This window comes from Streptomyces sp. YS-3, assembly GCF_045257485.1.
Lineage (GTDB): Bacteria > Actinomycetota > Actinomycetes > Streptomycetales > Streptomycetaceae > Streptomyces.
Genome location: NZ_JBJHPC010000374.1, coordinates 1 through 7,216, shown reverse-complemented (window position 1 = coordinate 7,216; position 7,216 = coordinate 1). Strand labels below are relative to the sequence as shown.

Below are 7,216 nucleotides of genomic sequence, written 5' to 3'. Positions count from 1 at the left end.
CACTGTCCGCGGACGAGGCAATCGGCCCCTCCCGGCCCCTGGGTCTACCCGGGCCCGCCCGCCGACGCCAGCGTCAGTGCCTGGTCCAGTGCCTGGAGGAAACGGTTCGTCGTCGAACGGTCGCGGACCGCCAGCCGCAGCCACTGCGGGCCGAGGCCCGGAAACGTGTCGCCGCGCCGCGCCAGAAACCCCAGCCCCCGCAGCCGCGCCCGCACCTCCACCGCCGCGTCCATCCGGACCAGCACGAACGGCCCCTCGGCCGCCTCCACGACCCGTACCTCCTCGAACTCCCCCAGCCCCGCCACCAGATGCGCCCGGTCGGCGGCGAGGCGCTGGGCCGCCTCCTCGGCCTCCGCCAACGCCCGTGGCGACACACACGCCTCCGCCGCCACCAGGGCAGGCGTGGAGACGGGCCACAGCGGCTGGGCCCGGGACAGCGCGGCCACCAGCGACGGCTCGGCCAGGACATAGCCGATCCGCAGGCCCGCCAGGCCCCACGTCTTGGTGAGGCTGCGCAGGACCACCAGGCCCGGCACGTCCGTACGCCCCGCCAGCGCCTCCCGCTCGCCCGGCACCGCGTCCATGAACGCCTCGTCCACGACCAGCGTCCGGCCCGGCCGGGCCAGCGCGGCGACGAGCCCGCCGGGGTGCAGCACCGACGTGGGGTTGGTCGGGTTGCCCAGAACGACGAGGTCCGCCTCCTCGGGGACGGCCGCCGGGTCGAGCCGGAAGCCGTCCCGCGGACGCAGCAGCACCCGCCGGACCTCGTGCCCGGCGTCCCGCAGCGCCGCCTCGGGCTCGGTGAACTGCGGATGCACCACCACCGGGTGGCGGACCGGGAGCGCCCGCGCGAGCAGCACGAACGCCTCCGCCGCCCCCGCGGTGAGCAGCACCCGCTCCACCGGCAGCCCGTGCCGCTCCGCGACCGCCGCCCGCGCCGCCCGCCCGTCGGGGTAGGCGGCGAGCCCGGTCAGGGACGCGGCGATCCGCTCCCGCAGCCACTCCGGGGGAGTGTCCGCACGGACGTTGACCGCGAGGTCGGTCAGACCCGCGCCGGCGTCACGGACCTCCGCGTCCCCGTGGTGGCGCAGATCGTGCTCAGTGATGTGCGTGCGCATGGCTGCCATGGTGGTGATGATGGTGGCCGTCGTCGTCCGGGTGGAAGTGGGGCTGCTGGGGCATTCCCACCTTGTCCTCGAATCCGGGCAGCGCGATCCGGTAGACGCAGGAGTCGCAGTTCATTCGCAGGTCCCCCTTCACCGCCTCCTCGTACCGCTCCATGACCAGCGCGTGCAGCTCCTCGGCCGCGCCGATGACGTCGGCGGAGCGCACGTCGAGCGCGGGGTGCGCCGCCGCCCACTCCTCGGTCTGCTGCCGCACCCGGTCCGGCAGGATGCCGGTGAAGAGGAAGTACGGCAGGACGACGATCTTTTGCGCGCCCAGCTTCTCGCAGCGGTCGAGACCGGCCGGCACGTCCGGTGCGGCGAGCGAGACGAAGGCCGTCTCCACACCCGCGTAACCGCGCCCCTCCCAGAACAGCCGGGCCGCCTTGTGCACCTCGGAGTTGGCGTCGGGGTCGGTGGAGCCCCGGCCGACGAGGAGGACCGTCACCTCGGAGCGGTCGAGGCCGTCGATGACCTCGTCGACCCGGCGCTCCAGGACCGCGAGCAGCGAGGGGTGCGGCCCGAGCGGGCGGCCGTAGGTGTAGGAGATGCCGGGGTGGCGCTCCTTCTCGCGGGTGAGCGCGGCCGGGATGTCGCCCTTGGCGTGCCCGGCCGACACCAGCATCAGGGGCACTGCCGCGAACCGCTTCACCCCCTGCTCGACGAGCGAGGTCACGGCCTCGCCCAGCGGCGGCGGCGACAGCTCGATGAAGCCGCCTTCGACGGGCAGTTCGGGGTGGCGGCGGCCGAGCTCCTCGACGAACGCGCGGAACGCCTCGGCCCCGGCGTCGTCCCGGGTGCCATGCCCGGCGATGAGCAGGGCGGGCTTGGTCTGGGGGGTGGTCACTGGTTCTCCTTGGCGAGGGGGTGGTACAGAAGGGCGTTGAGCGCGGCGGAGGCCACCGCCGAGCCGCCCTTCTCGGAAACGTTGCTGACGGCGGGCAGACCGCTCTCGCGCAGCGCCTGCTTGGACTCGACGGCCCCGACGAAGCCGACCGGAAGCCCGATCACCAGCGCGGGCGCGGCATCGAGGGTGAGGAGCTCCTCCAGGGCGGTGGGCGCGTTGCCGATCACCCAGAGCGCGCCGGGGCCGACCTCCTCGTACGCGAGCCGGATGGCGTGCGCCGAACGCGTGAGACCGGGGCCGGACTTGGCGTCCCTGAGCCGGCAGACGGTCTCGCGCCGGGTGATCCCGGCCGCGACCATCTCCACGTCCGTGACGACCGGCGCCCCGGCGTGCAGCGCCGCATGGGCCTTGATCAGCGCGTCCTCGTCCATGACGAGGTCCGTGGCGTAGCCGGGGTCGGCGGCGGAGTGGACGACGCGCTCCACCACGGCCCTCGTCAGCGGCGCGAGGTGCGAGGTGTCGAGGCGGGCGCGCATCCGCCGGTAGGACTCCACCTCGATGGGGTGGACCGTACGCTCCCAGGGCCGGTTCACCGGGCCTCCCCGGGGGTGCCGTTCTGCCACCGGTAGCCGCGCGGGGTCACCATACGGCCGGCGATCTCCCGGGTGGCCGTGTTGCCCACGGTCACCACCGTCATCATGTCCACGGTCGCCGGGTCCAGCGCGCCGAGCGTGGTCAGCCGGCTGCTCTCGTCGGGGCGCGAGGCGTTGCGCACCACGCCGACCGGGGTGTGCGGGGCGCGGTGCTCGGCGAGGATGCCGAGCGCCTTGGGCAGCTGCCAGTCGCGGCCCCGGCTGCGCGGGTTGTAGAAGGTGACCACGATGTCCGCCTCGGCCGCCGCCCGGACGCGGCGCTCGATGACCTCCCACGGCGTGTGCAGGTCCGAGAGCGAGATGGAGACGTGGTCGTGGCCGAGCGGGGCGCCCAGGATCGCGGCGGCGGCCAGCGCGGCCGTCACGCCCGGCACTCCCACCACGTCGATGTCGTCGGCCGCCTCGGCGAGCGCGGGCGACGCCATCGCGTACACCCCGGCGTCGCCCGAGCCGATCAGCGCGACCGCGTGCCCGGCGCGCGCCTGGGCGACGGCGGTACGGGCCCGCTCCTCCTCGGCGCCGAGCCCCGACTCCAGGACCGTGGTGCCGGGCCGCAGCAGATCGCGGATCTGGTCCACGTACTGGTCGAGCCCGACGAGCACCGAGGCCCGGCGCAGCTCGTCCCGTGCGCGCGGGGTGAGCAGGTCCCGGGCGCCGGGGCCGAGCCCGACGACCGCGAGCCGTCCGCGCGGAGCGCGCCGGGCCACCGCGCAGGTGGCCATCGCGGCCCGCCCCCCGGGGCTCGACTTCCGCTTGGGCACCAGCAGTTCGCCCCCGCCCGCGAGCGCTGCGGCCTCGGCGACGCTCGGCGTCCCGACGGCCTCCAGCGGCGCGTCCGAGGGGTTCGGCACCTCGATCCCGGCGAGCTCCTCGGCGCTGTACGTGGTGAGGGGCACCCCGAGCCGGGAGGCGGCCTCCACGATGCCCGGCTCCCCGGACTTCGCGTCCACGGTGGCCAGCGCCGCCACGCTCAGCGCACTGAGACCGGCCTCCGCGAGGGTGTCCTCGATCAGGCCGAGCACCTCCTCGACGGGGGCGCCCTTGGACGCGCCGACGCCGACGACCAGGGACTTCGGCCGCAGTACGGCCTCGTCCGGGCCCGGTCGCAGCAGCCGGTCGGTGAGGTGCAGCGTGGCGGGGCCCCCGGCGTCCGGGCGCACGTTCGGCGGGAGGGCCGGCAGCGGCCACACCCCGTCCGCCCGCAGCGCCACCGGCGAGCCGTCCAGCACCGCGCGCGAGACCGTGGCCACCGCGCCCTCGACGGGCAGGCCGAGGGTGTCCAGGCCCGGTACGCCCACCGCGTCCGTCGCCGTGGTCACCACCGGCGTACAGCCGAGGACTTCGGCGACCTCGTCGGCCAGCGCGTTGGCGCCGCCCCCGTGGCCCCCCAGCAGGGAGACCGCGAACCGCCCGGCCTCGTCCACGCAGACCACACCCGGGTCGGACGCCTTGTCCGCCAGGAGCGGGGCGAGCAGCCGGACCGTGGCACCGGTGGCGAGGAAGCACACCAGCGCCCCGCACTCGGCGAAGGCCTGCTCGACGGCCTCCCGCACGGGTCCTTCGTACACCCGGACCCGGCCGGGCCAGGCCGCGGCCAACCGGTCGCGGGCGGTGGCGCCCGCCGCGGTGGCGGAGATCAGGCCGATCACTGAACAGCTCCTTCGACAACCGATACAGCAGAGGGTGCGGGGCGGTCGCCCCACAGCAGGAAGACGGGGTTGGCGGCGGCGAGCCGGGTCACGTCGCCGGGCAGCGGCGCGAGCCGCGAGGCCTGGAGCAGCACCCCGTCGGTCTCCAGACCGGCCCCGGCCAGCGCCGCCCGCACCGCCGGAACACGGTCGAGGGCGGCCAGCGCCACCACCACCGTGCGCCGGGCACGGCGGGCGCAGGCGGTCACGATCGCGGGCAGCTCGGCGCCGCCCCCGCCGATGAACACCGCGTCCGGATCGGCGAGGTCCGACAGGACCGTGGGCGCCGCGCCGTGCACCACCCGCACGTCCACGTGGTGCGCCGCCGCGTTGGCCCGGACGTGCTCGCAGCCCTCGGCGGTCTTCTCGACCGCGACCGCCGCCGCCCCGAACCGGGCGCACTCCACGGCCACCGAGCCCGAGCCGGCCCCTATGTCCCAGACCAGATCGCCGAGGCGCGGGCCGATCCGGGCCAGCGCGAGGGCCCGGACCTCGGCCTTGGTGATCATCGAGTCGCGGTGGGCGAACGCGCTCTCCTCCAGCGCCCAGCGGTCGGGCGTGGCCCGCCCGCCCGCGACCGTGCGCAGCGGCGAGAGCACCTGCTCCTCGTCCAGGCAGAGGATCACGCTGACCGCGTCCCACTCGCGGGCCGCGGCCTCCGCCGGGGTCACCCGCACCAGCCGCTCCCGGCGCGGGTCGCCGAGGGCCGACGCGACCACGAGGACACGCTCGGGCGCCCGGCGGGCGAGCTCCGCGCCGAGCTCGGCGGGTCCGGCGCCCGGCCCGGTGAGGACCGCGGTCTTGGGGTGCGCCCGGCACACGTTGGCGGCCGTCCGCAGGTCCCGGCCGTGCGCGCTGACCACCAGCGCGTCGTCCCAGGGCAGCCCCAGCCGGGCGAAGGCGACCGCCACCGACGCGGTCCCCGGCCGTACGTCCAGCTCACGCGGCCCGAACCGCTCGGCAAGCGCCCGGACGATCCCGAAGAACCCGGGGTCGCCGGAGGCCAGCACCACGACCCGGCCGCCCCGCTCGCGGTGCTCGGCGATGGCGTCCAGGGCGGGCGCCAGCGGACCGAGCACCACCTGTTTGGCGCCCGGCGGGACCTCGGCCGCCGCGAGATGGCGGGCCGCGCCGGTCACCAGCGTGGCCTCGGCGAGCACCGCCAGGGCGTCCGGGGCCAGCGGCGCGCCCGTCCCCGTACCGATGACGGTGATCATGACGGGGAGCGCTCCGTCTTCTCGGCGTTCTCGGCCTTCAGCGCGCGCCGGGCCGCCGGATCGGCCCGGCGGAAGCCGTGGAAGTGGCCCGGGTGGTAGAGGTGCGAGCGGGTGCCGGAGGCCGACAGGGCGGGGCCCACCAGGAAGAGCGTGTGCTTCCAGAGCTTGTGCTCCTTGACGGTCTCCTCCAGCGTGCCGATCGTGCAGCGCAGCACCAGCTCCTCGGGCCAGGTCGCCTGGTACGCCACGACGACCGGGGTCGAGGTCGGGTAGCCGCCTTCCAGCAGCTCCTCCACCAGCTGGCCGGAGCGGGCCGCGGACAGGAAGACGGCCATGGTCGTGCCGTGCCGGGCGAACTCGCGCACCTCCTCGCCGGGCGGCATCGGCGTCTTGCCGCCGCCCAGCCGGGTGAGGATCACGGACTGCGCCACCTCGGGGACGGTCAGCTCGCGCTGCGCGATCGCCGCGACCGCCGAGAACGAGGAGACGCCCGGGACGATCTCGACCTCCAGGCCCAGGCCCGCCACCCGGTCGAGCTGCTCCTGGGTGCCGCCCCACAGCGCCGGGTCGCCGGAGTGGATCCGGGCGACCTTCAGGCCCTCGCGGGCGGCCCGCTCGTAGACGCCGACGACCTCCTCCAGGGACATCGCCGCGGAGTCCAGGATCTCGGCGCCTTCGCGCGCGTGGTCCAGGACCTCGGCCTGCACCAGGCTCGCGGCCCAGATGACCACATCGGCCTCGGCGATCGCCCGGGCGGCACGGAACGTCAGCAGGTCCGCGGCGCCGGGGCCGGCGCCGACGACGGTCAGCCTGCCGGTGGGGGCATCGGCCATGGGAGGGGTCCTCTCGTACGTCACACAGTCGGTAAAGCGAAATGCGCGGGGGTGGGTCAGTCGGTTAGCAAGGGCGCATGGTGGTGATCGTGGCGCTCGGCGCCTTCCTGATGACACTGGTCGGCGGCTGGACGGCCCAGCGCGTCACCGACCGGCGCCATCTGGTGCTGGGACTGGCGGGCGGCCTGATGCTCGGGGTGGTCGGGCTCGACCTGCTGCCGGAGGCGCTGGACGCGGCTGGCGACGACGTCTTCGGCGTACCGGCCGCGCTGCTGCTGTTCGTGGGCGGCTTCCTCCTCGCCCACCTGGTGGAACGCCTGCTGGCGGTGCGCCGGGCGGCCCACGGGGCGGACGAGAGGGCGCCGCAGGTGGGCCTGACGGCCGCCGCGGCGATGGTCGGTCACAGCCTGATGGACGGCATCGCGATCGGCGCCGCGTTCCAGGTCGGGAGCGGGATGGGCGCGGCCGTGGCGGTCGCGGTGATCACCCATGACTTCGCCGACGGCTTCAACACGTACACGATCACCAGCCTGTACGGGAACGAGAAGCGCAAGGCCGTGGCCATGCTGGTCGCGGACGCGCTGGCTCCGATGGCCGGCGCCGCCTCCACCCTGCTGTTCACCCTTCCGGCCGAGCTGCTCGGAGGCTATCTGGGCTTCTTCAGCGGGGTGCTGCTGTATCTGGCCGCCGCCGAGATCCTGCCCGAGGCCCACCACGACCACCCGGCCCGCTCGACCCTGCTGTGCACGGTCGCGGGCGTGGCCTTCATCTGGCTGGTGGTGGGCATCGCGGGGTGAGCCCGCCGGGCGCGGGGC

7 protein-coding genes are annotated in these 7,216 nt (G+C 75.5%); 1 reads left to right on the top strand and 6 read right to left on the bottom strand.

Translation table 11 applies throughout. The annotated features are described in order from the left end of the window. Positions 1 to 44 precede the first annotated feature (44 nt). From cobC to cobM, 6 genes are read right to left on the bottom strand one after another with little or no spacing between them, the layout of a single operon-like run. A complete protein-coding gene (gene cobC, locus ACJA3G_RS25460; protein WP_406555376.1) occupies positions 45 to 1,127 on the bottom strand; it encodes an Rv2231c family pyridoxal phosphate-dependent protein CobC in 1,083 nt (360 codons plus the stop codon). Further along, on the bottom strand, positions 1,099 to 2,010 hold the full coding sequence (locus ACJA3G_RS25455) for a sirohydrochlorin chelatase (RefSeq protein WP_406555375.1): 912 nt from the start codon (positions 2,008 to 2,010) through the stop codon (positions 1,099 to 1,101). The genes cobC and ACJA3G_RS25455 overlap by 29 nt, the downstream gene beginning before the upstream one ends. Then, positions 2,007 to 2,546 (bottom strand): precorrin-8X methylmutase, encoded by a 540-nt coding sequence (locus ACJA3G_RS25450; RefSeq protein WP_406555377.1) that lies wholly within the window; start codon positions 2,544 to 2,546, stop codon positions 2,007 to 2,009. The genes ACJA3G_RS25455 and ACJA3G_RS25450 overlap by 4 nt, the downstream gene beginning before the upstream one ends. Positions 2,547 to 2,599: 53 nt before the next feature. Then, a complete protein-coding gene (gene cobJ / locus ACJA3G_RS25445) occupies positions 2,600 to 4,312 on the bottom strand; it encodes a precorrin-3B C(17)-methyltransferase (protein ID WP_406555374.1) in 1,713 nt (570 codons plus the stop codon). Then, complete coding sequence (gene cbiE, locus ACJA3G_RS25440) at positions 4,309 to 5,568, bottom strand: precorrin-6y C5,15-methyltransferase (decarboxylating) subunit CbiE (protein WP_406555373.1); 1,260 nt, start codon at positions 5,566 to 5,568, stop codon at positions 4,309 to 4,311. Before cbiE ends, cobJ begins: the two co-directional genes overlap by 4 nt. Further along, positions 5,565 to 6,401, bottom strand: coding sequence for a precorrin-4 C(11)-methyltransferase (cobM, locus tag ACJA3G_RS25435; protein WP_406555372.1), 837 nt, complete (start codon positions 6,399 to 6,401; stop codon positions 5,565 to 5,567). The genes cbiE and cobM overlap by 4 nt, the downstream gene beginning before the upstream one ends. Positions 6,402 to 6,478: 77 nt before the next feature. Here cobM and ACJA3G_RS25430 point away from each other — a divergent pair, with 77 nt between their 5' ends. After that, positions 6,479 to 7,198, top strand: coding sequence for a ZIP family metal transporter (locus ACJA3G_RS25430; protein ID WP_406555371.1), 720 nt, complete (start codon positions 6,479 to 6,481; stop codon positions 7,196 to 7,198). Positions 7,199 to 7,216: the final 18 nt, after the last annotated feature.

Excerpts from the sequence above, each read along its gene's own strand:
- cobC (WP_406555376.1), bottom strand. The coding sequence starts at position 1,127 with ATGGCAGCCATGCGCACGCACATCACTGAGCACGATCTGCGCCACCAC.
- ACJA3G_RS25450 (WP_406555377.1), bottom strand. The coding sequence starts at position 2,546 with ATGCGCGCCCGCCTCGACACCTCGCACCTCGCGCCGCTGACGAGGGCC.
- cbiE (WP_406555373.1), bottom strand. The coding sequence starts at position 5,568 with ATGATCACCGTCATCGGTACGGGGACGGGCGCGCCGCTGGCCCCGGAC.
- cobM (WP_406555372.1), bottom strand. The coding sequence starts at position 6,401 with ATGGCCGATGCCCCCACCGGCAGGCTGACCGTCGTCGGCGCCGGCCCC.
- ACJA3G_RS25430 (WP_406555371.1), top strand. The coding sequence starts at position 6,479 with ATGGTGGTGATCGTGGCGCTCGGCGCCTTCCTGATGACACTGGTCGGC.